At 65.3% G+C, this 22,788-nt stretch carries 24 protein-coding genes and 2 pseudogenes; 14 read left to right on the top strand and 12 right to left on the bottom strand.

All coding sequences use genetic code 11. The annotated features are described in order from the left end of the window. Positions 1-86 precede the first annotated feature (86 nt). Both L632_RS0120355 and L632_RS24095 read left to right on the top strand, forming a co-directional pair. The gene (locus L632_RS0120355) at positions 87-908 is read left to right on the top strand and encodes a type IV toxin-antitoxin system AbiEi family antitoxin (protein WP_028717448.1); all 822 of its coding nucleotides are present in this window, start codon (positions 87-89) and stop codon (positions 906-908) included. Further along, positions 898-1,101 (top strand): annotated as a pseudogene (locus tag L632_RS24095) (nucleotidyl transferase AbiEii/AbiGii toxin family protein); the annotation flags it as partial. The gene L632_RS0120355 and the pseudogene L632_RS24095, both read left to right, overlap by 11 nt. On the opposite strand, the gene L632_RS24090 reads toward L632_RS24095, so the two are convergent. The 3 genes from L632_RS24090 to L632_RS0120340 all read right to left on the bottom strand — a co-directional run bounded on the left by L632_RS24090 (position 1,050) and on the right by L632_RS0120340 (position 3,501). Next, positions 1,050-1,313 carry a LysR family transcriptional regulator gene (locus L632_RS24090; RefSeq protein ID WP_156933702.1) on the bottom strand — a complete coding sequence of 88 codons (264 nt, stop codon included), beginning with the start codon at positions 1,311-1,313 and terminating at the stop codon, positions 1,050-1,052. The pseudogene L632_RS24095 and the gene L632_RS24090 overlap by 52 nt on opposite strands. Positions 1,314-1,474: 161 nt before the next feature. Further along, positions 1,475-2,845: a HAMP domain-containing sensor histidine kinase gene (locus L632_RS0120345; protein ID WP_028717482.1), complete on the bottom strand. Its 1,371-nt coding sequence runs from the start codon at positions 2,843-2,845 to the stop codon at positions 1,475-1,477. Further along, entirely contained in the window at positions 2,842-3,501 is a 660-nt protein-coding gene (locus L632_RS0120340; RefSeq protein ID WP_028717481.1) for a response regulator transcription factor, read from the bottom strand. Before L632_RS0120340 ends, L632_RS0120345 begins: the two co-directional genes overlap by 4 nt. A 142-nt stretch (positions 3,502-3,643) precedes the next feature. Here L632_RS0120340 and L632_RS0120335 point away from each other — a divergent pair, with 142 nt between their 5' ends. The 8 genes from L632_RS0120335 (at position 3,644) to L632_RS0120300 (ending at position 9,846) form a co-directional block, all read left to right on the top strand. Continuing rightward, complete coding sequence (locus tag L632_RS0120335; RefSeq protein ID WP_028717480.1) at positions 3,644-3,958, top strand: PepSY domain-containing protein; 315 nt, start codon at positions 3,644-3,646, stop codon at positions 3,956-3,958. Then, a complete protein-coding gene (locus tag L632_RS0120330; RefSeq protein ID WP_028717479.1) occupies positions 3,951-4,583 on the top strand; it encodes a cytochrome b/b6 domain-containing protein in 633 nt (210 codons plus the stop codon). Before L632_RS0120335 ends, L632_RS0120330 begins: the two co-directional genes overlap by 8 nt. 189 nt (positions 4,584-4,772) lie before the next feature. After that, complete coding sequence (locus L632_RS0120325; RefSeq protein ID WP_028717478.1) at positions 4,773-5,075, top strand: PepSY domain-containing protein; 303 nt, start codon at positions 4,773-4,775, stop codon at positions 5,073-5,075. Positions 5,076-5,163: 88 nt separating this feature from the next. Beyond that, positions 5,164-5,568, top strand: coding sequence for a PepSY domain-containing protein (locus tag L632_RS0120320; protein WP_232221011.1), 405 nt, complete (start codon positions 5,164-5,166; stop codon positions 5,566-5,568). 26 nt (positions 5,569-5,594) lie between these two features. Further along, positions 5,595-6,065: a DUF2271 domain-containing protein gene (locus L632_RS0120315; protein ID WP_028717476.1), complete on the top strand. Its 471-nt coding sequence runs from the start codon at positions 5,595-5,597 to the stop codon at positions 6,063-6,065. A gap of 9 nt (positions 6,066-6,074) precedes the next feature. Next, on the top strand, positions 6,075-8,282 hold the full coding sequence (locus L632_RS0120310) for a PepSY domain-containing protein (protein ID WP_028717475.1): 2,208 nt from the start codon (positions 6,075-6,077) through the stop codon (positions 8,280-8,282). Next, positions 8,263-9,288, top strand: a complete 1,026-nt coding sequence (locus tag L632_RS23270; protein WP_081750584.1) for an FAD:protein FMN transferase — start codon at positions 8,263-8,265, stop codon at positions 9,286-9,288. The genes L632_RS0120310 and L632_RS23270 overlap by 20 nt, the downstream gene beginning before the upstream one ends. A 93-nt stretch (positions 9,289-9,381) precedes the next feature. Beyond that, positions 9,382-9,846 (top strand): hypothetical protein, encoded by a 465-nt coding sequence (locus L632_RS0120300; protein WP_028710790.1) that lies wholly within the window; start codon positions 9,382-9,384, stop codon positions 9,844-9,846. 42 nt (positions 9,847-9,888) lie between these two features. Here the strand turns inward: L632_RS0120300 and L632_RS0120295 are convergent, their stop codons facing one another. The 3 genes from L632_RS0120295 to L632_RS24085 all read right to left on the bottom strand — a co-directional run bounded on the left by L632_RS0120295 (position 9,889) and on the right by L632_RS24085 (position 12,915). Next, on the bottom strand, positions 9,889-10,803 hold the full coding sequence (locus L632_RS0120295) for a LysR family transcriptional regulator (RefSeq protein WP_028710791.1): 915 nt from the start codon (positions 10,801-10,803) through the stop codon (positions 9,889-9,891). A 275-nt stretch (positions 10,804-11,078) separates the two neighbouring features. Next, entirely contained in the window at positions 11,079-12,431 is a 1,353-nt protein-coding gene (locus L632_RS0120290) for a ferric reductase-like transmembrane domain-containing protein (protein ID WP_028710792.1), read from the bottom strand. 325 nt (positions 12,432-12,756) lie between these two features. After that, the gene (locus tag L632_RS24085; protein ID WP_081750585.1) at positions 12,757-12,915 is read right to left on the bottom strand and encodes a LysR family transcriptional regulator; all 159 of its coding nucleotides are present in this window, start codon (positions 12,913-12,915) and stop codon (positions 12,757-12,759) included. 108 nt (positions 12,916-13,023) lie between these two features. On the opposite strand from L632_RS24085, the gene L632_RS0120280 reads away from it, so the two are divergent. The 3 genes from L632_RS0120280 to L632_RS0120270 all read left to right on the top strand — a co-directional run bounded on the left by L632_RS0120280 (position 13,024) and on the right by L632_RS0120270 (position 15,945). Beyond that, positions 13,024-13,242, top strand: coding sequence for a heavy-metal-associated domain-containing protein (locus L632_RS0120280; RefSeq protein WP_028710793.1), 219 nt, complete (start codon positions 13,024-13,026; stop codon positions 13,240-13,242). Between the two features lie 64 nt (positions 13,243-13,306). Further along, positions 13,307-15,226, top strand: a complete 1,920-nt coding sequence (locus tag L632_RS0120275; RefSeq protein WP_028717474.1) for a cation-translocating P-type ATPase — start codon at positions 13,307-13,309, stop codon at positions 15,224-15,226. Between the two features lie 68 nt (positions 15,227-15,294). After that, positions 15,295-15,945: a DUF924 family protein gene (locus L632_RS0120270; RefSeq protein ID WP_036699005.1), complete on the top strand. Its 651-nt coding sequence runs from the start codon at positions 15,295-15,297 to the stop codon at positions 15,943-15,945. A gap of 15 nt (positions 15,946-15,960) precedes the next feature. Here the strand turns inward: L632_RS0120270 and L632_RS23265 are convergent, their stop codons facing one another. The 6 genes from L632_RS23265 to L632_RS0120240 all read right to left on the bottom strand — a co-directional run bounded on the left by L632_RS23265 (position 15,961) and on the right by L632_RS0120240 (position 21,932). Continuing rightward, entirely contained in the window at positions 15,961-17,898 is a 1,938-nt protein-coding gene (locus L632_RS23265) for a heavy metal translocating P-type ATPase (protein WP_028710796.1), read from the bottom strand. Between the two features lie 61 nt (positions 17,899-17,959). Further along, complete coding sequence (locus L632_RS0120260) at positions 17,960-18,343, bottom strand: hypothetical protein (RefSeq protein ID WP_028710797.1); 384 nt, start codon at positions 18,341-18,343, stop codon at positions 17,960-17,962. Positions 18,344-18,358: 15 nt separating this feature from the next. Continuing rightward, a complete protein-coding gene (locus L632_RS0120255; protein WP_028710798.1) occupies positions 18,359-19,051 on the bottom strand; it encodes an ABC transporter ATP-binding protein in 693 nt (230 codons plus the stop codon). A gap of 5 nt (positions 19,052-19,056) precedes the next feature. Next, complete coding sequence (locus L632_RS0120250; protein ID WP_028710799.1) at positions 19,057-20,190, bottom strand: FtsX-like permease family protein; 1,134 nt, start codon at positions 20,188-20,190, stop codon at positions 19,057-19,059. Continuing rightward, complete coding sequence (locus L632_RS0120245; RefSeq protein ID WP_028717473.1) at positions 20,187-21,332, bottom strand: efflux RND transporter periplasmic adaptor subunit; 1,146 nt, start codon at positions 21,330-21,332, stop codon at positions 20,187-20,189. The genes L632_RS0120250 and L632_RS0120245 overlap by 4 nt, the downstream gene beginning before the upstream one ends. 3 nt (positions 21,333-21,335) lie before the next feature. Then, entirely contained in the window at positions 21,336-21,932 is a 597-nt protein-coding gene (locus tag L632_RS0120240) for a TetR/AcrR family transcriptional regulator (RefSeq protein ID WP_028710801.1), read from the bottom strand. Positions 21,933-22,568: 636 nt separating this feature from the next. Here L632_RS0120240 and L632_RS23260 point away from each other — a divergent pair. Further along, a pseudogene (locus tag L632_RS23260) lies at positions 22,569-22,788 on the top strand (hypothetical protein); the annotation flags it as partial.

The following is a 22,788-nucleotide window of genomic DNA, read 5'->3' as shown; positions in this document are numbered from 1 at the left end:
TGATTGGAGTGCTTGGAGCACCGTAGTTGGACTTTTTTTAAAGAGACTCATGGTGTCTGCTTTGAAAATATGCCATCATAAGCGTCATGGCGACCGAAAGATCTCAAAACCTGAAGAAGGTTCTTGATGCAGTACCCACAGGGTATCTGATCGATGCCGCGTGGCTCACCGCGCATGGTGTCGCCTACGAGACCTTTCGCGACTATGTCAAGCGCGGCTGGCTCGAGCGAGTTACCCGAGGCCTTTTCCGTCGCCCGTTTCCGGGCACTTCTGCTTCGGATACGATCGACTGGAAGATCTGCCTGCTCTCAGTCCAGCACATCATGCGCTACGATGTCCATGTCGGTGGCATGACGGCGCTCGCCCAGCAGGGTCACGGTCATTACCTGCGCCTGGGCGGCAACGCCCCGGTATGGGTCTATGGCGAAGCGATACCGAACTGGCTTTCGAAGCTGCCGCTGAACGCGCCGATCGAGACGCGCAGCAGGTCTCTTTTTGGCGATCCGAAGCTGGGCCTTCCCGATGATACCACGGATGCCGGGCAAACCCTTCCTTGGGACTGGCAGCTCAGGATGTCGTCTCCCGAACGGGCAATCCTCGAAGCTATCGATGAGCTGCCCGACCATGAAAGCTTTCACAACCTCGACATGGTATTCGAGAGCCTGACGACGCTGCGCCCGAAGATGCTGTCGGCGCTGCTGTACAGTTGCAGGAAGATCAAGGTGAGGCGGCTGTTCTTCGTCTTCGCTGATCGCCACGGCCACCCATGGCGCAAGCGCCTTGATCCCGAGGAATTCAACCTTGGCAGCGGCGACCGCGCCTTGGTAAAGGGCGGCAGGATACACCCACGGTACCGTATCGTGGTGCCGGAGGAATTCGTAGCGACTGAGGCTGGCGATGGCACGTGAGGATTATGAAATCCAAGTCGCGCTGCTCGTGCGCCTGCTCCCGCATGTCGCGAAGGAAAAGGCATTCGCGCTCAAGGGCGGCACGGCGATCAATCTGTTCTACCGCGATCTGCTCCGCCTGTCGGTCGATATCGATCTGACCTACCTGCCGATCAAGGATCGCCGTGAAAGCCTCGCTGAGATTAACGAGGCTGCAAAGGTAAGACGTACCCCACCGCTATGCCGATGGAAAAGCGAGGCCCCGAGGAGATCTTCGAGATCACGGATACCGCGGCTGATAGCCGATTCCTGGACACCGACGGCAGCTCCCGCTTTGCGGAAGCTACCGTACTCGGCAGCGGCAATAAAATATCGAAGATGACGAAGCTCAATGGGGTGTGAATACTTAACCAACTTTCTTCTCATATTGCGGCGCCGACCTTGGTCTGCAGGGCCAATGTCACCAAGGGCTTGCACTGAATTTTGTTCAGAAGAATCAATATTGTGCGCCTTATGCATACGGACACATCCTGTCTCAGCTATCAGACAGCGCGATACAATTTCAGAACCGGTGACCGGTCATGGACTCAACGGAAGGCGGGGCGCCCCTGGCGAGGCGGCATTGGTTGCCGTGAAGCCGTCGGCAAAACCACGGCCGCTTCAAAACCGGATGAGCCTCCTGGTCTCGGCGATTGCAGGGTGAGTTGCGACGAAATCCGGTTTGCAATGCTGGCGACGATGGCAAGACCAAGCCCGCTGCCTTCCGTTCTGGCTGTCCCCCTCTCAAAACGGCGGGTCAGCCGGCCAAGTGCTTCTGTCGGCACGACAGGGCCGTCATTGGCGACGCGAAACGTGCCGTCCTCACTGAGGCTTATCTCGATCGGCTCGTCAGATGCGCCGTGCCGCAGGGCGTTCTCAATGAGGTTGCGGCAGATGATGCCAAAAGCATCGGGATCGAGGTCGGACATCACTGGACGCTCCGGCAGGGCGAGCGCGATCCGGTTCGATGCTGTCCTCTCGATATCGTCCACGACTAGGCGGGCGGTGATGCGAAGATCGGATACGTGATCGAGCCGTAACCGCCCGCCTTCTGCCCGGGCCAGTTGCAGAAGCCGCTCCGCGATCCGGACCAGCCGCTTTAGCGAGGCTTCGATCTCAGCAGCCCTGTGGCAGGCGTCGGTATCTTTCGTTTCCACCTGTATCCGCTGAGCCTGCGCGATCGCGCCTGCCAGCGGTGTTCGCAATTCGTGCGCGGCGTTGGCCGCGAAGGTGCGCTCGGCCTCGAATGTGGATTTGAGCTGCGCTAGCAGCACATTGACCGCTGCCCCCACCGGGGCGGCCTCTACGGGGAGATCGTCGCAGGCGACGGGGGCGAGATCGCGCGGCGAACGCGCGGCCAGCCGGTCGCGGTAGCGGCGCAGCGGGGCCAGACCCGTGCGGACGGTCAGTACGATCGCCAGCAGGGCCGCCGGGATGAACACCAGAAGCGGGAAGCCCAGGCCCGCCCGGACATCGCGCGCCGCCGCCGCGCGGTGGGAGAGCGGCTCGGCGACCGTGATGCGGATCGTGCCCTGGAGCGCATCCTCACCATAGAGGCGATGGGTCGCCGTTGTGCGGAACCCCGGCCCGTCCCATGTGGGGAACATGCCCGGGTCGGCTTCATGCGACTGAAGAAGGATCCGCCCGTCGTCGTCCCGCACGATATAGGTAAGGAATTCGTCATGTTCGCGCAGGTCGGCAAGATGCTGCGTCACCCCTTCCTCCTCGCGCCCGACGATCTCGACGGCGGCTAGCGGAAGCAGGCGCTGCGCCGCCTCCTGCAACGACGAGTCGAATATCCTGTCCATCTCGTGCCGCAGCATAACCGCCGTGGCGGCGGCCGCGGCGATCCACAGAAGCGTGAGAAGGATGCCCAGCGACACCCCCAGCCGCGCTTGCAGGCTGCGCGGCATCGTCATGGCGAACCCAGCCGGTAACCCAATCCGCGCTCGGTCTCGATCACCTCGGCGCCCAGCTTCTTGCGCAGCCGGCTGACATGGACCTCGATGGTGTTGCTTTCCACCTCGGTATCGAAGGCATAGAGCTTTTCCTCAAGCTGTGCCTTGGACAGAAGCTGCCCTGGGCGGGTGAGGAACGCCTCGAACAGTGCCCATTCGCGCGCGGTCAACTGTACCGGACGGCCGTCGCGGCGGATGCTGCGCGAGGCAAGGTCGACGGCAAGCGCGCCGTGGACGATGATCGGGTTGGGATTGCCGCTGTAGCGCCGCGCGACCGAGCCGATCCGCGCGGACAGTTCGGCCAGATCGAAGGGCTTCACCAGATAGTCATCGGCGCCGGCGTTCAACCCTTCGATCCGATCCGAAATCTGGTCCAGCGCGGTCAGGATGATTACCGGCGTCACGTCGCCGCCGGTGCGCAGCGAACGAAGGAAGGTGATGCCGAGTCCGTCGGGCAGCATGAGGTCCAGCAATACCAGATCATAGCCGGTGCCGGCCATCGCATCGCCGGCCGCGTCCAAGCGCGTGACCCAGTCCACCGACTGGCCACCCGTGGCGATCTGGTCCCGCACGGCAGCGCCCAGAACGGTGTCGTCCTCGATCAGCAGAATCCGCATGATCTTCCTACTCATTTGTCTTTGGCCATTATGGCGATGTGGGCTGACGCAAAGCTGATGGCGGAACGCTGTAAGCTTCAGCATCCCGTCAGGTTTGCCGCGCAGAATTTCATCCAATCGGCCGTTATACGGAGTGTGGTCCATGAAGAGATCGCTGACAATTCTCACCCTTCTCGCGGCTCTTCCGTCCGGGGCTGCACTTGCCGACGACGGCTGTGTCGTGCCGCTGGCCGACTGGCAGCCAAGAGGCGCGGTGGTGCGGCTCGCCGAAGAGAACGGATGGGTGGTGCGGCGCATCAAGATCGACGACGGCTGCTACGAGATAAAAGGCACAGACCGGGAAGGACGTCGCATTGAGGTGACGGTCGATCCCGGCACGCTTCAGGTGATCGAAATCGAATACGAGGACGGAGGTGATCGGCACTCCCGTGAGGGCAGGGGGCGCAAACATGAATGAGGCGACGAAGGGCGGTGACGTTCCGGACGTCGCCGATACCATGTGCACGGTGCGGGTCTGGGATCCGTTCGTGCGCAGCTTTCACTGGGGTCTGGTTGCCGCCTTTGCAGTGGCATGGCTCGCGGCGGACGAGGTGCAGCCGCTTCACGAGGCGGCCGGTTATGCGGTGGCGGCATTACTTGCCTTCCGCCTGATCTGGGGTTTCGTCGGCAGTCGCCATGCCCGCTTCGCGCAATTCGTGCGTGGCGCCGCCGCGACGCTGGCATATCTCAGAGACATGTTGCGCGGGAGGGAGCAGCGCCATCTCGGGCACAACCCGGCCGGCGCCGCAATGATCGTGGCACTCATGGTCACGCTTTCCGGCACCGCGCTGAGCGGCTGGCTGCTCGAACAGTCGATCGAGGAAGCCCGGGCGGTGACGGTTGCGGGCGAGCATGGCAACCGGGAAGTCAGAGGGGACAAGACCTTGAAGGAGGTGCATGAAACGCTGGCCAACCTGGCGTTGGTCCTCGTGGCCTTGCATATTGGAGGTGTGGCCGTCACCTCACGGCGCCATCGGGAGAACCTGCTCCGAGCCATGGTCACGGGCCGAAAGCGCCTACCTGGCGCAAATGATGTGACCTGATCGTTACGCACTCCCGCTGTTGTTCCGGCCCCGCCTGTCTGGCGGGGCCTATTTGTTTTGTGCAACCGCTGTGGTTCGTCTCGGTAGGCTGACGAGAAGCTGACGCAGGTTCTTCGCAGCGATCAGGACCACGTCAGCAGCGCCCTCCAGATTGGTTCCATCAGGCAACCAAGGCTGAGGAGCATAGCCATGAAAACCATCCTGACCACCGCCGCATTGGCCCTCGCGATTCCCACCGGGGCCGCGTTCGCCGATGAGAAATGCAACGTGCCGACCGAGAACATGCAGTCCTGGGAAGCTCTCATTCAAGTGACCGACGAGTTCGGCTGGACCATCTCGAAAATGGAACTCGACGATGGCTGCTACGAACTGAACGTCATCGACCAGGGCGGCAACAACCTGAAGATGACCGTCGATCCCGGAACGCTCGAGGTGATCGACGGCAAGGTCAAACGCTGGAGCGACGGCACCAAGCCTGAAAAGCGCAACTGATGGCCGCAAGGGTCCGCCTCGTCATGGAGGAGGACCCCTTTCCACACGGGCGGTCGCCTTGGCCATAGCCGGGAGAGTGCCTCCCGAGATGATCGTAAAGGACATTCGAACCATGAAAACTCTATTGATCGCCGTAGCCGCTCTCGCGGTATTGCCTGCGGCGGGGGCATTGGCTGGTGACGACTGCCACGTGCAGCGGGGGGCCTGGCAACCACGCGAGGCGGTGATGCAGGCGGCAACCGGCCTCGGCTGGCATGTTGAGAAGATCGAGGCGGACGACGGCTGCTGGGAGGTCAAGGGACGCGATGCCCAGGGCCGTCGCATCAAGGCCAAACTGGATCCCGCGACGTTGCAGGTCGTCAAGTTGCGCCACAGGGATGGCCAGCAGGTCCGCGAGCGGGATCGCGGCAATGCACCCACCGTCGCTCCGTCGGCACCCCCCTCCAATCCGCTGTTCCAGAACGGCACCCCGCCCGTTGTGCGGGTGAACTGACATATCAGGCAGAAGAGAGCAGAGACATGAAATCCATCCTTGCAGCACTCGCGCTGACTTCGGCTCTGGTGGCGCCCAGCCTTGCCATGGCCCGGCCGGTTACCCTCACCACCACCTTGAACACGTACGGCGGCGATGGTGCCTATCTCGTCCTCTACGTCACCGATGCGCAGGGGGCGTATGCCGGAACCCTGTGGATGGCCGGCGGCAAGTCGAAATATTACGAACATCTCAGCGACTGGTATCGCGCCATCGATGGCAGCCTGGCGCAGATCGACGGCATCACCGGCGCCAGTGTCGGCGCGGGCCGGTCACTCGAAATCACCCTCGACCTTGCCGATGCGCTGTTCGATGCCGGCTACACGCTGCATGTGGATGCCGCCGTCGAGGACATGCGCGACAGTCCGAACGACATCGCCGTGCCGCTGACGACGGCAGGAGCGGGACAGCCTGTGCCTGGCCGCCGCTATGTCGCCAGCCTCCGCTACGACATGTGAGACGGTGCCATGATCCGTATGCTGCATCGCTGGCCGGGTCTGCTGGCCCTTGCTCTCGTCATGGTCCTCGCGATCAGCGGGGCGACGCTCTCGGTCTTTCCCGCGGCCGAGCGGCTTTCCACGCCGCAGGTCGAGGCAGGCTTGACCGTCGCCGAGCTCGCCGGACGCATTCAGGCCGCCTATCCTGGGGTGGAGCAGATCCGGCGCGCGCCGTCGGGCCGGATCACCGCGTTCTGGTTCGCCGACGGCACGCCCGGCGCGGCGGTAATCGACCCGGCGACCGGCAAGGGCATCGCCAGTGCCGATCCCGATCCGGTCAGGCGCTGGCTGACCAATCTTCACCGCTCGCTGTTTCTGGGCGATGCCGGCCGTATCGCCATGGCCATCGGCGCGGCGGCGATGCTGGTCCTGTCGGCCTCCGGCGCAATGCTGGTCGCGCGGCGCATGGGCGGCTGGCGGCGCTGGTTCGCCCCTTTGCGCGGGCGGGCGTCGAGCCGCATCCATACTGGGATCGCCCGCGTGGCGGTCGCGGGGCTGGTTCTGTCCTCGGCGACCGGACTGTGGATGGCTGCCTCGACCTTCGATCTTCTGCCGGATGGAGCCGCACCGCCGACCTTTCCGACCGAGGTCAGCGGCAGCACCGGGGTCTCGCTTGCTGCGATGAAGCCACTCTCCGTGATTGCTATCACGGAGTTGCGCGAACTGAGCTTTCCCTATCCTGGCGACGCCACGGACGCCTTCACCCTGAAGACGAATCGCGGCACCGGCTATCTCGATCAGGGGACGGGTGAGCTTCTGGCCTGGGCCGAACTGACGATGTGGGAACGGATATCTGAAACTATCTACATGTTGCATACCGGCCAGGGGGCCGCATCTCTCGGCCTCGTGCTGGGTGTGATGGCGCTCGGCGTGCCGGCAATGGGGGTGAGTGGTCTTGTGCTCTGGTTCGCGGGGCGGCGGTCAAGGCCGCGTCTCCGTGGCAATCACCCTGCAGAAGGCGCTGGGACCATCCTGCTGGTGGGCTCGGAGGGCGGCAGCACCTGGGGTTTCGCTGCGACGCTCCAACATGCGCTGACCACGGCGGACCAGCATGTTCATGTCGCGCCGATGTCCGGTTTCGAGCCGGCGCGCTATCCGCAGGCCGAACGGTTCGTCATTCTCGCCGCCACATGGGGCGAGGGACAGGCTCCCGCCACGGCGAAGGGGTTCATTGAACGCCTCGCGGCGCTGGAATCCGCCCCTGAGGCCCCGCTTGCCGTGCTTGGTTTCGGCGATCGCAGCTTCCCCGCGTTCTGCGCGTTCGCCGATGAAGTCGCGCGGCTGGCTGCTGCCAAAGGTTGGGCGCAATTGATACCCTTCGACGCGGTCGATCGCCAGTCGCCGCAGGATTTCGTCCGCTGGGGCCGCGCCTTGGGAGCGGCGCTGGGGATCGAGCTTACGCTCGAGCATGTGCCAACCCCGCCGGTGACGGAGCGGCTGGTCCTAGTCTCGCGCCGCGATTACGGGATAGACGTGCAGGCGCCAACCGCGATCCTGCGCTTTTCCCTGCCCGAGACGACGCTTCTGCAACGGCTCAAAGGTCGAGGCGTTGGCCGGTTTCAGGCCGGTGATCTCCTCGGCGTCCTGCCTGAGGGTGCGGACCTGCCGCGCTTCTACTCGCTGGCATCCGGATGGCGCGACGGGTCAGTCGAGATCGTGGTGCGCAAGCATCCCGGCGGCCTCTGCTCCGGGCAGCTTCTGGCGCTGGAGCCCGGTCAGGCGATCCATGCCTTCGTCCAGCACAATCCCGCTTTCCATAACGAAGGAGGAAAGTCGCCGCTGATCCTGATCGGCGCCGGCACGGGGATCGGCCCGCTTGCAGGGTTCATCCGGGGCAACAGGGGGAAGCGGCCGGTTCATCTCGTTTTCGGGATGCGCCACCCCGACAGCGATTTCCTCTATCGTGAGGATCTGGCCGCCTGGCAGGCTGATGGCCGTCTTGCGCGGTTGACCACCGCCATCTCGCGGGGAGCGAAGCCGCGCTATGTGCAGGACGTGCTGCGCGCCGAGAGCGCTGAACTGATCCGGCTGATCCGGGATGGGGCGCGCATCATGGTCTGCGGCGGGCGCGACATGGCCTCGGGCGTGGCCGAGGCGCTGACGGACATTCTCGCACCGGCCGGCCTCACCCCGCTCACGCTAAAAACGGAGGGGCGCTATGCCGAAGACATCTACTGATCCGATCCGCCACGCCCTGAATGGCCCGACCATGGGGACGCGCTGGTCGGCGCTTTTCCATGCCGATGCCGGGCTGGACCCCGCCCCGGTGCAGGCGGCCTTGCAGGCGGCCGTGGCGGAGGTCGACGCCGCGATGTCGACATGGAAACCCGACAGCGACTTAATGCGCCTAAACCGGGCGCCGGCAGGCGCCTGGGTGGCCGTTCCTGCCGGCTTGGCCGAGGTGCTGAACCTCGGGCTGCGGATCGGGGCTGTATCGGGCGGTGCTTTCAACATCGGCATGGGCGATGCGGTGCGCGCCTGGGGTTTCGGCCCCGAGGAGGCCGATGCCGGTGCTATCCGTGCGACCATGGTAACCACGCGCCCGCCCGCGCATGAGGTGCTGGAGATCGACCGCGCGGCCGGGTTGGCGCGAAAACATGCACCCATCACGCTCGACCTGAACGGCATCGCCAAGGGCTACGGCGTCGACAGGTTGGCCGAAATGTTGCAGGGCTTCGGCATCACCGGGTTCCTTGTTGGCATCGACGGCGAGATGCGGGCCTCCGGGCTGCGGCCCGACGGCATGCCCTGGACCGTCGTCGTCGAGGCGCCCGATCCCGAACGTCGCGCGCCTCATTCCATCCTGGCGCTGGAGAACGCCGCCGTCGCCACGTCGGGTGACTACCGGCATCATGTGACCGTTCAGGGCCACCGCCTATCACACACGATGGACCCCAGAACAGGCGGGCCGCTGCGGTCGTCGCCGGCTTCGGTCACGGTTATCGCCCGTACTTGTGCCGAGGCTGATGCCTGGGCGACCGCACTGATGGTACTGGGTCCGAAGGCCGGCGGTGAACTCGCCGCGCGCCTCGGCCTCGATGCACTGTTTCTCATGCGTGAAGCAGGCAGTGTCCGGACACATGCTGTCGGGACGCTGTTCGAGGCAAGGACGGAAGCCCTTCTCAATCATCCCGCCATCGCCCGAGGCCCTGTCCGTTCGTGCAAGAGCGCCTTGCGGCTTTAGCGAATACCTGTCCGGAAATGGACATCATACCCTCAACCCATGCCCGACGGCGTTCACCCGTTGCGGCCGGAACCGATGCAACAGGAGACGACTATGAAGACCGCAAGACCCCTCGCCGCCCTCGCCGTTGCCCTCACCCTTGCTCTGGGGGTATCGGGGATAGCCGCTGCGCAATCCCATGATCATGGCGGAGCGACGATCGAAATCACGCTGAACAACGGCGCCAAGTGGCGGGGCGACGACAATATGATCGCCGGCATGACCGCAATCCGGAGCACCATAGCCGAGAATGCGGAGGCCATCCATAGCGGTGCCCTGTCGGCCAACGCTGCGAAGGAGGTCGCCGCCGATGTCCAGAAGCAGCTCGATTTCATGATCGAGAACTGCGTGCTCGAACCGGAGGTCGACGAACAGTTCCATGCCGTCCTCGGAGAGATGATGGTCGGCGTCTCGGCGCTGGAAGCCGGCGAGGTGGAATCTGGCGCGGTGAAGATCGTCGAGGCGCTCAACGTCTATGGCGAGCATTTCGAACATCCGGGCTGGCAGGCGCTTCACTGACGCCTTTCGAGCACGGTCCAGAAGAACGAGCTGGCGGGGGCGTTATGCTTCCGCCGGTCTTGCCTTGCACGGGCAGCGCCCTTCCAGCAGATCGGCGTCGGCGGCCAGCGCCGCCGCCATAAAATCCACGAAGATGCGAACGCGCGCGGTATGGCGCAGATCTTCATGGGTCAGGATCCATAAATCCAGCATGAAATCCTCGGGCAACGAGGCGGCGCGAACCAGTGCGGGGTCGCAATCGGCAACCACGCAGGGCAAGGCTGCAAGACCGACGCCCGCTTGGGCCGCGGCATGGGCGGCGATGATCGAATTCGTGCGGTAAACCTGCCGCATTTGCGGCCACCAGCGCGCCAAGCTGCGGCTGAGCGGACCATGGGCCGCGCCGTAGCCGATCCAGTCGCCATGGGTCGGATCGCCCTGTTCTCGCGCATAAGGGCCCGGCGCTACGTAGACAGCGAAGGCCAAGCGCCCGACTCGCCGTCCTACCAGTGTTTCCTGCCCCGGATTGCCCAGCCGTAACGCGACATCGGCCTCACGCCGCGTCAGGTCGAGCACCGTGTCCGCAACGACCACCTCGATCTCGATCCCCGGCCATTGCGTCCGGAATGCAGCGATATGTCGCGGAAGAACCCCGACAGCCAGCAGGTCGGTGGCGGTGATACGGATCATCCCGCTTGGCCGTTGGTCCTGCCCGGTGACCTTCAGCGCCAGCGCGGCCACTTCCTCCTCGATGCGGAGCACGGAATCGCGCATCTCCTCACCGGCGGTCGTCAGGGCGTAGCCGCCGGGCAGCCGGTCAAAAAGTCGTACACCCATCCGCTGCTCGAAAGCGCCGATGCGGCGAAAAACGGTTGAATGGGTCACGCCCAGCACCCGTGCCGCGCCCGAAAGCGATCCCGCTCGGGCTACGGCAAGAAACAACCGCAGATCGTCCCAATCCTGCACCTGTGCATTCATGCAAGGAATCCTTGTCAGCCTAACCAATGCTGATCCTGAGAGGACAGCATATCTCAAATGGATAGGCAATAACTGCCGTAGCTACGCTGAAAACCATAAGAAGGAACCAGCCATGAAAAGAGCGGTCCTGAGCAGCAACGAATTAATCGGTCCCTCTACGCTGCCCAACTCGAGGAGACCGTCTTAAAACTCTTCGGGCAGGGGGATACCACTTTCGCAACACGTCGCGACACGGAATCCGGGCTGCTGCGCTGTGCTGAATGGCTTATTAAAGCTTACCTCATAGCGAACAGCTCGTGATGGAATCGCTTCGCCACCGGCAGTCCCTGGGCGGAAAAATCCCGCCGCAGCGCCTCACCGAACCCCGTCGGACCGCAGAACCAAATGCTGGCGTCGCGCCAATCCGGCACAGCCACACGAATACGCTCGCCGGTCAGTAAGCCATCGCGGGCATCGACTAGGACATGAAGGCGGATTCCTGCCGCCACAGCATCCTCTGTCAGCTTGACGATGGCCTTCTCGTCGTAGTCGGCAGTCGTGTGGAACAAGTCGACCATGGGAGGACGCTGGTCTGGATGCATGCGCCGTTCTTGCGCTAGATGCTTCATGCCGGCGATGAACGGCGTGATGCCGATGCCGCCGCCGATCCATATCTGTCGGGGCTGACCGTTATCAAAGTCGAAACAGCCATACGGTCCCTCGATACTGACCTCATCTCCCACCTTCAACTTCTCGCGCAGACGGCTGGTGTGATCGCCGAGTTCCTTGGTCACGAAGGTGATGCGTCGATCCTTTTCGTTCCAGGCAGAGGCGATCGTATAGGGATGAGCCCCTTCGGTACGGTCGGACATGGCGAAGGCGAACTGGCCAGGCTTATGCCCCGGCCAGCCCTGCGGCACCTCGATCTCCGTCTCGAGGGCCTTCACACCTGGATAGTATTGGAGCGAGGCAATCCTGCCTCGAACCTGCCGCCCCGCGCCGACGCGGCGCAGCAGGACTATCACCGCCGAATAAGTACCTGCCGCAAGAAGCAGCGCCATTACCGTGCCGATTGGCGACATCCAGTAGCTGAACGTGGTCAGCACAACAGCGTGGAACACGAGCACCAGGTAGGCGGCCGCCAACAAGCGGTGTGTTTTATAGAACAGCTGGTAGGGGAAGTATTTGAGGAGTGCCAGCACGATCAGCAGCACGGCAGCATAGAAGGCCCATTCGCCCAGACCCTCCGCCGTTCCGCGTTGGCTCATGAGAAGCTGCTCGATCGGGTTTTCCAGGGGCGGTCTCTCGCCGCGCACGGGCCGCTCGATCAAGCCCCAGCCCACCGCCCATTTCGGACCCTGCCCCCAGAGCCAGTGGACCACCGAGACGACGAGGGCCGCTATGCCCAGCCATTTGTGCAGCCGGTACATCTTGTCCAACCCGCCGAACCACCGTTCCGGCCAGCGCGGCCGCAGCGCCAGGATCATGGCAACGCTCATCGCAGCCATGGCGATGATACCAGTGTACTGGACCATCGTTCCCCGAAGCGCGAAGAAATTGGCCGGTTGGAATACCGTTGGTTCCGCCAACAGCCACAAAGCCGTCAAAAGCGCCAAGAGTGCCCAGAAGGTGAGCTTGATGTTCTGCATCGGGGCGAGTTCTTTCTATAGTGGCCACTGTGCTTTGTATATCGGAGGAAGGATTAAGGCTCGTTGACGCCGGTCAAGAGTGGAGCATGCCGCGCATCTGTCCCGAAACTCCGAAGGCTACACCAAAGCTGGGCATCGCCTTTGGCGTTGGCGCGGCGTTGGCGCTGGCTGCGCTTCTGGAGCGCGGGCACGCCGGTGATCGTTCCGCTCGACGGGCGGATCGCGGGAATCTTTGGCCCTTCGATCAATTATATTCCTCGACCGCCGACCATCGCTTGGCTTCCTGACATCGGAATGCGGCGCATCACATGCCAACTGCGAGCAGCTACAGGCCGCCCGCGCTATCGCCGCGGAGTTCGGCATCGCGGCGAAAGACGGTCGAATGGGTGACGCCAAGCACCCGCGCGGCACCCGAAAGCGATCCCGCCCGCGCCAAGGCCAGAAACAGCCGCAGGTCGTCCCAATCCTGCCCCTGTGCATTCATGCAATGATTCCTTGCCCGAATTGCCAGTCCTGATCCCGAAAGGACAGCATATCTTGAGGGGGAAGCAATGACCGCCCCATCCGGCGGACCAATGGAAAGGAACCAGCCATGACCAGAACCGTCCTGCGCAGCGACGAGTTTTCCTGCCCCTCCTGCGTCGTCAAGATCGAAAAGGCGCTGGCGGCAACCCCCGGCGTGACGAACGCCAAGGTGCATTTCAACACCGGCCGTATCGAGGTCGAGCATGATCCCGCATCCGCCCCGGTCGAAGCCCTTGTCTCGGCGGTGAAATCCACCGGCTACGAGGCCCGCCCCGCCGCATTCTGACCCATCCCTGCCAGCCCGGCCGCGCCTGCCCGTGCGGCCGGGCCTTCAAATCACGAGGCCCCGCATGTTGACCCCCATCCTGACAACCCTTCGCAAGCCGGCCAGCCAGCGCAAATGGCTGACGATCATCAGCGGCTCCTTGATCGTGTTTGGCCTGATCGCCCTTTACGGGTTCGGCCTGCGCGGGCTTTGGGCGGCATCGATGGTGACGGCGGCCTTTGTCGCCGGCTCCGACATCGCTTGGCGCGCCGTGCAGGCGCTGCGCATCCGCCATTTCTCGATCGAGTTGCTGGTGACCGTTGCGGCTATCGGCGCGCTGTTCATCGGCGAATATTGGGAATCCGCCGCCGTTACGTTCCTGTTCAGCTTCGGCGCCTGGCTTGAGGCCCGCACCCTGCGCCAGACCCGTGGCGCGCTGGCCGATCTGCTGAAGGCCGCGCCAGAGATCGCCACTGTGATCCGCGACGGCCAGCCGGTCGAGATCGCCGCCAGTGCCGTCCAGCCGAATGAGGTCGTGCTGGTGCGCGCCGGAAACCGCATCCCCGTCGATGGCGAGGTGATCGACGGTAACGCCGCCGTGTCCGAGGCCGCCATCACCGGCGAGCCGATCCCGGCCGAGAAAGCCCCCGGCTCCCACGTCCATGCCGGCACCATCGCGGAAAATGGCGTGCTGCGCATCCGCGCCACCGGCATCGGCGCCGATACCACGCTGGCCCGGATCATCCGCCGCGTCGAAGAGGCGCAGGAGGAACGCGGCCCCAGCCAGCGCATGATCGAGCGTTTCGCCCAATGGTATACGCCCGGCATCATGGTGCTGGCGCTGGGTGCCTGGGCGGTGACGCAGGATATTCGCCTCGCGCTGACCCTTCTGGTGGTGGCCTGTCCGGGCGCCCTGGTGATCTCGACGCCGGTCTCCATCGTCGCCGGCATCGGGCGGGCGGCGCGGTCGGGCATCCTCATCAAGGGCGGGCAGCATCTGGAAAGCGCCGGCCGCATCGACATGCTGGCGCTGGACAAGACCGGCACCCTGACCGAGGGCCGCCCCAGCTTGGTCGAGATCGTGCCTCTTGGCGGCATCGATCGTGCCGAATTGCTGCACTGGACGGCGATCACCGAATCCGGCTCGGACCACCCGCTGGGCCGCCCGATTATCGAGGCCGGCCGTTCCGAGGGCGAGATTCCCGCGCCCGAGACGGTCGAGGAAGTGGCCGGCATGGGTCTGGTGGTCCACCATGACGGGCGGCAGGTCGCGGCCGGCAACCGGCGGCTGTTCGACCGGCTGGGCATCGGTTTCGACGCCGAGGCCGAGGCCGCGCTGGCCGGGGTTCTGGGCCGCGGGCGCACGCCGATCATCGTGGCGCTGGACGGGCGCATCGCGGGCATCTTCGGGCTGTCCGACCAGCCCCGGCCTTCGGCCCAGAGCGCCATCGCCCGGCTGCGCGACATCGGGGTGGGGCGCATCGCCATGCTGACCGGCGACCAGCCGCAGGCCGCGCACGCCATCGCCGCCGAAATCGGCATCGACGAGGTTCATGCCGGCCTGCTGCCCGAGGACAAGCTGGAGCTGATCCGCCACTTTCAGGCCGAGGGCCGCCATGTCGCCATGATCGGCGACGGCATCAACGACGCCCCGGCGCTGGCTGCCGCCGACACCAGCATCGCCATGGGGGCCGTGGCCTCGGACGTGGCGATCGAGACCGCCGACATTGCGCTGATGACCGACGATCTGGAGAAACTGCCCGAGGCCATGGCGATTTCCCGCGCGACGCTGCGCAATATGCGCCAGAACTTGGCCATCGCGCTGCTGACTGTGGCTGGGCTGCTGGCGGGCGTGTTCAACGGCGATGTGCATATGGCCGAGGGCATGCTGATCCACCAGCTTTCGGTGCTGGTGGTGATCGCGAACGCCATGCGCCTGTTGCGCGTTCCGCGCGGACCCGGCGGGCGCCGACCTGTGCCGGCAGCGGTGCCCGCGACCGCCTAGGCGCTTGTGCCTCATCGACAATTCCGCTCCCGTGTTCATGGCGCGGGGGCGTTTTTATGGGGGATGACATGACCGATAGCAATGATGCCAGACAGATCGGCGAGGTTCTGGATTTCTGGTTCCCCGAGGGCCGCGCGCTGGATATCGACCCCGACCGCCATGCCGAGCTGGGGCGCTGGCGGATGCATGGCGGCGTGGACGGTGCGATTGCGGCGCGCTTTGGCCCGCTGACCGAACGTGGCGCGGCGGGGGCGCTGGATCATTGGGCGGCAATGCCCGGGGGCCGGCTGGCGCTGATCGTGGTGCTGGACCAGTTCTCCCGCTCGCTGTGGCGGGGCAGCGCGCGGGCCTGGGCGCAAGACCCGGCGGCATTGGCGCAGGCGCTGGAAGGGTTGGAAAACGGAGACTGGGCGGCACTTGGCCTGCCGTGGTTCCAGATCGCCTTCACCCAGCCCCTGGGACATGCCGAGGGGTCGGACCACCTGGCCCGCATCGACCGGCTGATCGCCCTGCGCCGCGACATCGCCGCCCGCGCGCCGACGCCGTTGCGGCCGCTCTATGCCTCGCTCGTCGATCAAGCGGGGCAGGTGCGCCGCGTCATCGCCAGCTTTGGCCGCCACCCGCACCGCAACGCCATCCTTGGCCGCAGATCGACGCCCGAGGAGGGTGCCTATCTTGAAAGGGGCGCGTTTCCGCATCTGCGCGTCTTTCGGGGGTGAGCGCATCCCCACGGGTCAGGTGGGCTGCGCGACACCCGTCAGCGCCTGTCCGGCAACAGACGCCTTCGGCCGGCGGATCGGGTCCGACAGCAACCGCAGCCCGTTCAGCACCACCAGCACGGTGCCGCCTTCATGGCCAATCACCACCAGCGGCAACGGCAGATCGAAGAACAGCCCGCCGATGACCAGAACCACCATGGCGCCGATGGCGAAGGTCAGGTTCTGCCGGATCACCATCGAGGTTCGACGCGATAGGCGGTGGGCATCGGCCAGCCGTTCCATATCCTCGGACAGCAATGCTACATCGGCGGCCTGTAGCGCGACTTCGGAGCCGGCGGCGCCCATGGCGATGCCGACATCGGCGCGGGCGAGAGCGGCTGCGTCATTGACGCCGTCGCCGACGAAGGCGACCTTGCCGGTCGCGGTGAGTTCTCCCACCTCGCGGACCTTGTCCTGCGGCAGCATCCCGGCAAGGATCTCGTCGGGCTCGAGGCCGAGTTCCGTGCCGATGCGCAGCGCCACCGGCCCGCGGTCCCCCGTCATCATGACGATCCGGCGCACGCCGCTGCCGCGCAGGGCAATAAGCGCCGAAATGGAACTGGCCCTTGCCTTGTCCGCCACGGCCACGGCGCCCAGCACCGTGGCGCCGCGGCCGAGATAGACGACCGTGTTGGCACCGTCGGCGAGCGCCCGCAACGCCGGGTAGTCGATCGAGGCGTTCATCTCCTCGACAAGGTAAGGATTACCGGCCCAGAGCCGGCCGAGCGCATCGAAACCTTCAATGCCGATGCCGGGCCGAGCGGTCACGTCGACGACGCTTGCGGCATCGACCCCGCGCGCGGCGGCCTCGCGGGTGATCGCAGCAGCGATATGGTGTTCCGAATGCGCCTCGAGTCCGGCCAGCAGCGACAAGAAGCGGTCCTCGTCGCCGTCCAGCGCGACGATATCCGTCACCGCCGCGCGGCCGGTGGTCAGCGTGCCCGTCTTGTCAAAGGCGAAAGTATCGACGCCAGCCAGCGTCTCCAGCGCACCGCCGCCCTTAAACAGCACGCCGCCGTGCGCCGCAGCCGACAACGCCGACAGGATGGCGGCGGGAACCGAGATGACGATGGCGCAGGGGCTGGCCGCGACCAGCAGCGTCGCTGCCCGGTAGAGCGCCTCTTCCCAGCCGCTTCCGATCCAATAGAAGACGGCAAAGGCGACCACCGCGCCCGCCATCACCGCGACCGTATAGCGCTGTCCGAACCATTCGCTGAACCGCTCGGAAGGGGCGCGGGCGGCCTGCGCCTCGGTCACCAGCCGGATCATGCGGGCGATGGTGGAGTCGCCAACGGTGCGGGTGACGGAGACCTCCATCACGCCGTCGAGGTTGACGGTCGCCTCGAACACCTGCGCGCCGGCCTCCTTGGAGACGGGCATGGATTCGCCGGTGATATTGGCCTCGTCGATGCCTCCGCGTCCGGTGACGATCACGCCGTCGGTCGGCACCCGGGCACCGGGGCGCAGCACCACCACATCGCCGACGGCGAGTGCTGCGGCGGCAACTTCCTCGACGCCGCCCGCGGTCTTGCGTAGTGCGGTTTCGGGGCGCAGCGCCATCAGCGCCTCGATGGCGCGGCGCGCCCGGCCGAGCGCGCGTTCCTCCAGCGTGGTTGAGATGCTAAACAGCGTCAGCAGCACCGCGCCCTCAAACGGGGCCCCGACGATTGCGGCGGCGATTGCTGCGACGATCATCAGCAGGTCGATGTCGAGCACGCGCTCGCGCCACAATTCCGAAAACGCGCGCCAGCCTGTCGGCAGGCCGCCCGCGAGATAGACGAACACCAGCCCCGGAAGCTCTAAAGCGTTCAAAGCTTCGCCCGGCAGCCATCTTCCGGCCGCCGCCATCACTATGCCGAGCACGGTGACGAGCGAAAGGGTCAACGACAGATCAACAGGTGGAAATCGCTTCATATCAGGTTCCTGGCTGGCGAGGTTGCGGCTGGCAGCCGCCATCGCTGGCTGGGTGGGCGGATCAATCGGATGGCTTATGGCACCGCAGTGCGAGGACTGCGATGGCAATCCAGATGGCGCTGCGCAGGATCATTGCGCCCATGGTGCGCGTCTCCCATGCACCGCCGGCACCGACATGCCACAGGAAGGCGGCGAAGACGGCCACCGTTGCCGTGGCGATGGCAATCGCAAGCATCGGCGCCCAGCCCGCGCCGCGCCACAGGCCGATCCCGGCCAGGACATAGGCAAATCCCGCGGCGAAGTTGAACCACAGCACGAACGGCACCACGGCACCCATGTCGACGCCGCCGAACAGTGCCCTGCCGCCTGAAATAACGGTCAGCAGGCCAAATACCATGGCGACGGTGGCGGCGATGGTGAGGGGGCGAGGTCGTGTTGCGGGCATGGGGATGGCTCCGGGTCAGGTATCGGCGAGGCGGCCGTCGCGCAGGTGGATCAGGCGGTCGAAGCGGTCGAAGATCTTCTCGTCATGGGTGACGGTGACGATGCAGGCCTCCTGCTCGACGGCAAGCTTGCGCATGAGGTCCATCACCAGCCCAGCCCGCGCGCCGTCGAGCGCAGCGGTCGGCTCGTCGGCGAGGATGATGCGCGGACGGTTGGCGAGCGCGCGGGCGATGGCCACGCGTTGCGCCTCGCCGCCCGAAAGCAGCGCCGGCTTGACCGTGGCGCGGTGGCCGACCTCGAGATAGTCCAGCAGTTCGCGCGCCCGCGCCCGCGCTTCCTCGGCGGGGCGGCCGGCGAGGTGGAGCACGACCCCGACGTTCTCCTGCGCCGTCAGGAACGGAAGCAGGTTGTGGCTCTGGAAGATGAAGCCGATCTTGTCGAGCCGCAGACGCCGCAGGTCGCGCCGCAGCCATCCGCCGTCGAACACCGGCTCGCCGTCGAGCGCCACCCGCCCCGCCGACGGGGCGAGGATGCAGCCGATGATGTTGAGCAGCGTGGTCTTGCCTGACCCCGACGGCCCAAGCAACGCGACCACCTCGCCGGCCCGCACGATGAGATCGACCGCGCGCAGGGCGTCGACGCGGGTCTCGCCCTCGCCGAAATGCTTGGCTACGTTCGAGACCTTGATGAGGATGTCGCCGAGCGCCATGTCGGTCAGCTCCCGAGCGCTGTGGCCGGGTCAACCTTCATCGCCGCCCGCACGCCGAGCGCCGAGGACAAGAGGCAGACGGCGGCGATGATGCCGGCTAGAACCATGACGTTGAACGGCTCCAGCACCACGCGGCGGGGAAAGTAATCCTTCACTGCAAGGATCAGCATCAGGCCGATCCCCCAGCCCGAGGCGCCGAGGATCAGCGCCTGCTGCACGATCAGCGCGATGATGGTGCGGTCGGGCGCACCGATCAGCTTCAGCGTGGCGATCTGCTTCAGCTTCTCCATGGTCATCGTGTAGATGATGAGGGCGATTACCACGGCGCTGACGGACAGGAGGATGCCGAGGAAGAGGCCGATCTGGCGGCGCGCCTTGTCGACCACGGAGGCGAGCAGCAGTTCCTCCTGTTCGGCCTGGGTCATGGCGGCGAGGTGCTTCCACTGGCGCACGGTCGCGGTCAGCAGATCGACATCGGCGCCCGGCGCCATCCGCGCGATGACGGCGGCGACAGAGGCGGACTTGACGGAGACAGCCCCGCGCGCAGCCTGCACCCGCTGGGCGGCGGGGTCGAGTTCAGTCTGAAGCGTCATCGCGTCAGCCAGCGTCACATAGACCGCCGGATCCCCGCCCGAGTTCATCGCGCCTTCCACCAGCCCGACCACGGTAAAGCGGTTGCGCCCGAGCCGGATCGTCTCGCCGGGCAGCAGGCCGGTCTTGCGGTCGGCCACCAGTTCGAAATGGCTGGCGCCGATGCCGCGCCCCTCGGCGATCGCCTGCGGCCCACCCGGGCGGCCCGGCGCGTAGCCGACGACATAGAGTCGTAGTGCGCGCCCGGCATAAGGCGTTTCGACGTTCTGGTAGTTGACCGCGCCGGCCTCGGCCACGCCGGGCATCCGTGCCACTGCATCGCGCGTGCCGACCGGAATGCTGGAGGCTTCCGCGAACGGTCCCTTGGTACCAGCCTCCACCACCCAGATATCTGCGACCGGTGCCTTTACCACCGCCAGCGCGTCCGAGACGAGGCCGTTATAGATACCGATCATCGCCAGCACGACCGTCATCAGCAGCCCCAGCCCGAAACAGGTTAGCACGAACCGGAACAGGCCATGGCGGATGTCTTTGAGCGCGAGGTTCATGGCGCCTCGCTGAGGCGGGCGCGCCGGCCCTCTGCGGCGCCCCTGGGCGGGCTGGCGACGATGGCGGCTCCTTCGGGCAGGCCACCCGTGACCTCGACGCGGCCGCGATCATCGCGGGCGCCGAAGGTCAGCCCCACCCGCGCGAGGCGGCCGTCTTGCACCATCCAGACCGTGCCGCGATGGCCGTCGAAGCCGGTGATGCCGACCTCGGGAACCATCAGCGCGCTCGCGCGTGTGCCAGTCAGGATGCGCACTTCGGCCTGTTCGCCAAGAAACATCTCGGCGGGGCAGTCGGCGCAGGTCAGCCAGACGCGGCGCTCCTCGTTCACCCGGTCGCTTTCGAGGCCGATGCGGGCGATGGTGCCGTGGAACTCGGCCGAAGGCTGCGAGCGCAGCCGGATCGTGCCCGGCTGGCCTATGGCAAGTTGGCCAGCGCGTTCTTCGTCGATATAGGCCTGGATCCAGATGGTGGCGGGGTCGATCAGGGTAAGGATCGGATCGCCGGCCTTCACCACCGCGCCAGCCTCGGCATGGCGCGCGACGACCAGCGCGTCATAGGGCGTGACCAGCCGGTGGTGGGCGAGAAGGGCTTCCTCCTGCCGCAGCGCCGCCGCCGCATCGAGGCCCTGTGCCCGGATCACCGCCACCTCCGCCTCGGCCACCGCCAGATCGGCGCGGGCCACGTCCTCGTCGCGCTGCGCTTCCTCGGCGCGCTGGGCCGAGGCGACGTCACGCTGCACCAACCCTTGCTGGCGGCGGTTCACTGCCTCACGCTCGGCCAGAACGGCATGAGCGCGCACAACTGCTGCCGTGGCCTTGGCAAGATTGGCCTCGTTGGCTGTCACCGCTGCGCCTGCGCGGGCAACGCGCGCCTCCTGTTCGGCAGAGTGAAGGATGGCCAGTTCCTGCCCCTTCGCCACGCTGTCCCCGGCATCGGCGGCCAGCGAGGTCAGGGCGGCGCCCACCTCGAAGCCGACGCGGCTGAGGATCCGCGCCTCGACAGTGCCCAGCCCGTAGATGCGAAGGGCTACATCATGTTCGGGCTGAACGGCCGCCACCGTCAGCGGGCGTTCGGTGAAGAACAGAAAGCCGGCAGCGACGGCCGCCGCCAGAAGAACACCCGACAGCCAGAAGCGCCGCATCGTCTATTCTCCTTCAGCAGCCAAAAGCCCGCACTGCGCGTCGAACAGGCGCAGCCCCTCGGCACGCAAGTCGAAATCGCGGTCGCCGAGCGACCAGCGGATCGCCACGCCCTGCACCAGCGAGGTCAACAGCACTGCCGCATCCTCTGCGGCAATGTCGCCACGTAACACGCCGGCTTTCTGACCGGCTCTGACCTCGGTCGCCAGAAGGCCGTGGAAGGTCGTGAGCCTGCCGTGAAAGGTGGCGCGCAGCTCGGCGTTGGTGACGTTCAACTCACGCGAGAACAGCAGCATCGGCAGCGCGGGGGTCGCGTGGATCTGCGTGAACTGCGCGGAAATCAGCGCACGCAACCTGACAATCGGCGTGTCTCCGAGGCGCAATGCATCGTCCCAGGCCGTCGCCAGCCCCTCGGCCACATGCTCGGCCACCGCTTGCCACAGCGCGACCTTGGTCGGGAAGTGCCGGAACAGCGCAGCCTGCGTGACGCCGATCTGCGACGCGACCGCTCCTGTCGTCACCCGGTCCGGCCCGATCCTGTCGGCGAGGTCGAGCACGGTGGCCACGATCTCGGCCTTGCGAAGCTCCGCTGACTTGCGCACAGGGCACCTCTTTAGTTAGTGAGTAGTCACAAACATGTTTAGGCAGACTCATGCGATACGTCAATCACCAGCATCATCTTCTGCATGCATTGATTGCCACGACACCGCGAACCAAGTGGGCAACAATGAGACCACATGCCTCTGCCCTCGACGTGGCGAGTACGGGAGACAGCGTGTAAGTTTGCCTAACGGAGCTAAGCTGCGGCTCTGAAAAGAACAAAACAATCTGGTTCAAGTTGTTTTATTAGGACGATTAGGTCTGGCGTAGGGATTCGCCGGTAAAGTTGGCTGGGCGCTCCCGCAACCATCTTTGCCGTCGTCGATTGCAAGTTATGATCGACGCCGGTCCCCGCAACCATCTTTACTTGCTCGGGCAGCAAGTAAAGATTTGATCCTGCCCCCGCAACCAACGATAATTGCGAAACCTCCGTAGCATAAAGCGCGGAGGTTTTTTGCGTTTCTACGCCCGGGCTTCCGCGAGCCGCCCGACTGCGCCAGAAGATTGTCCAGCGCCTCGGCTGTTGACCGGCGTGGAATAAGGACCCCGCTTCTGGGGTGATCGGCGTCCAAAAGGGACCCCACCGACCGGGGGTTGGTCCATTGTGCTTCCGAAGATTATCGGAGGCCGAGCGCGGGATGCTGATCGTGGAGACAATCGCAAAAATCAGGCGGCTGCATTTTACCGAGGGCAAGGGGATCAAGACGATCTGCCGCGACCTGAAGCTGTCGAAGAAGGTGGTGCGCAAGGTGATCCGCACCGGGATAACGGAGTTCACCTATAGCCGGACGGTTCAGCCACGCCCGAAGCTGGGCGCGTATCCCGATCCGTACGGATCGAGGAAGTCGAGCATCGCTT

Source organism: Paracoccus sp. J39 (assembly GCF_000518925.1).
Lineage (GTDB): Bacteria > Pseudomonadota > Alphaproteobacteria > Rhodobacterales > Rhodobacteraceae > Paracoccus.
Note: the sequence above shows the minus strand (reverse complement) of the source record. Positions and strands in the feature narration are given on the sequence as shown.

Bases quoted from the DNA above. Each gene is read 5' to 3' on its own strand.
- L632_RS0120295 (WP_028710791.1), bottom strand. From the start codon at position 10,803: ATGAATGCACAGGTGCAGGATTGGGACGATCTGCGGTTGTTTCTTGCC.
- L632_RS0120345 (WP_028717482.1), bottom strand. From the start codon at position 2,845: ATGACGATGCCGCGCAGCCTGCAAGCGCGGCTGGGGGTGTCGCTGGGC.
- L632_RS0120270 (WP_036699005.1), top strand. From the start codon at position 15,295: ATGACCGATAGCAATGATGCCAGACAGATCGGCGAGGTTCTGGATTTC.
- L632_RS0120290 (WP_028710792.1), bottom strand. From the start codon at position 12,431: ATGCAGAACATCAAGCTCACCTTCTGGGCACTCTTGGCGCTTTTGACG.
- L632_RS24090 (WP_156933702.1), bottom strand. From the start codon at position 1,313: ATGAGAAGAAAGTTGGTTAAGTATTCACACCCCATTGAGCTTCGTCAT.
- L632_RS0120300 (WP_028710790.1), top strand. From the start codon at position 9,382: ATGAAGACCGCAAGACCCCTCGCCGCCCTCGCCGTTGCCCTCACCCTT.
- L632_RS0120315 (WP_028717476.1), top strand. From the start codon at position 5,595: ATGAAATCCATCCTTGCAGCACTCGCGCTGACTTCGGCTCTGGTGGCG.
- L632_RS23265 (WP_028710796.1), bottom strand. From the start codon at position 17,898: ATGAAGCGATTTCCACCTGTTGATCTGTCGTTGACCCTTTCGCTCGTC.
- L632_RS0120280 (WP_028710793.1), top strand. From the start codon at position 13,024: ATGACCAGAACCGTCCTGCGCAGCGACGAGTTTTCCTGCCCCTCCTGC.
- L632_RS0120340 (WP_028717481.1), bottom strand. From the start codon at position 3,501: ATGCGGATTCTGCTGATCGAGGACGACACCGTTCTGGGCGCTGCCGTG.
- L632_RS0120310 (WP_028717475.1), top strand. From the start codon at position 6,075: ATGATCCGTATGCTGCATCGCTGGCCGGGTCTGCTGGCCCTTGCTCTC.
- L632_RS0120325 (WP_028717478.1), top strand. From the start codon at position 4,773: ATGAAAACCATCCTGACCACCGCCGCATTGGCCCTCGCGATTCCCACC.
- L632_RS24085 (WP_081750585.1), bottom strand. From the start codon at position 12,915: ATGAATGCACAGGGGCAGGATTGGGACGACCTGCGGCTGTTTCTGGCC.
- L632_RS0120255 (WP_028710798.1), bottom strand. From the start codon at position 19,051: ATGGCGCTCGGCGACATCCTCATCAAGGTCTCGAACGTAGCCAAGCAT.
- L632_RS0120260 (WP_028710797.1), bottom strand. From the start codon at position 18,343: ATGCCCGCAACACGACCTCGCCCCCTCACCATCGCCGCCACCGTCGCC.
- L632_RS0120320 (WP_232221011.1), top strand. From the start codon at position 5,164: ATGATCGTAAAGGACATTCGAACCATGAAAACTCTATTGATCGCCGTA.
- L632_RS0120250 (WP_028710799.1), bottom strand. From the start codon at position 20,190: ATGAACCTCGCGCTCAAAGACATCCGCCATGGCCTGTTCCGGTTCGTG.
- L632_RS0120335 (WP_028717480.1), top strand. From the start codon at position 3,644: ATGAAGAGATCGCTGACAATTCTCACCCTTCTCGCGGCTCTTCCGTCC.
- L632_RS0120245 (WP_028717473.1), bottom strand. From the start codon at position 21,332: ATGCGGCGCTTCTGGCTGTCGGGTGTTCTTCTGGCGGCGGCCGTCGCT.
- L632_RS0120355 (WP_028717448.1), top strand. From the start codon at position 87: ATGGCGACCGAAAGATCTCAAAACCTGAAGAAGGTTCTTGATGCAGTA.
- L632_RS0120330 (WP_028717479.1), top strand. From the start codon at position 3,951: ATGAATGAGGCGACGAAGGGCGGTGACGTTCCGGACGTCGCCGATACC.
- L632_RS23270 (WP_081750584.1), top strand. From the start codon at position 8,263: ATGCCGAAGACATCTACTGATCCGATCCGCCACGCCCTGAATGGCCCG.
- L632_RS0120275 (WP_028717474.1), top strand. From the start codon at position 13,307: ATGTTGACCCCCATCCTGACAACCCTTCGCAAGCCGGCCAGCCAGCGC.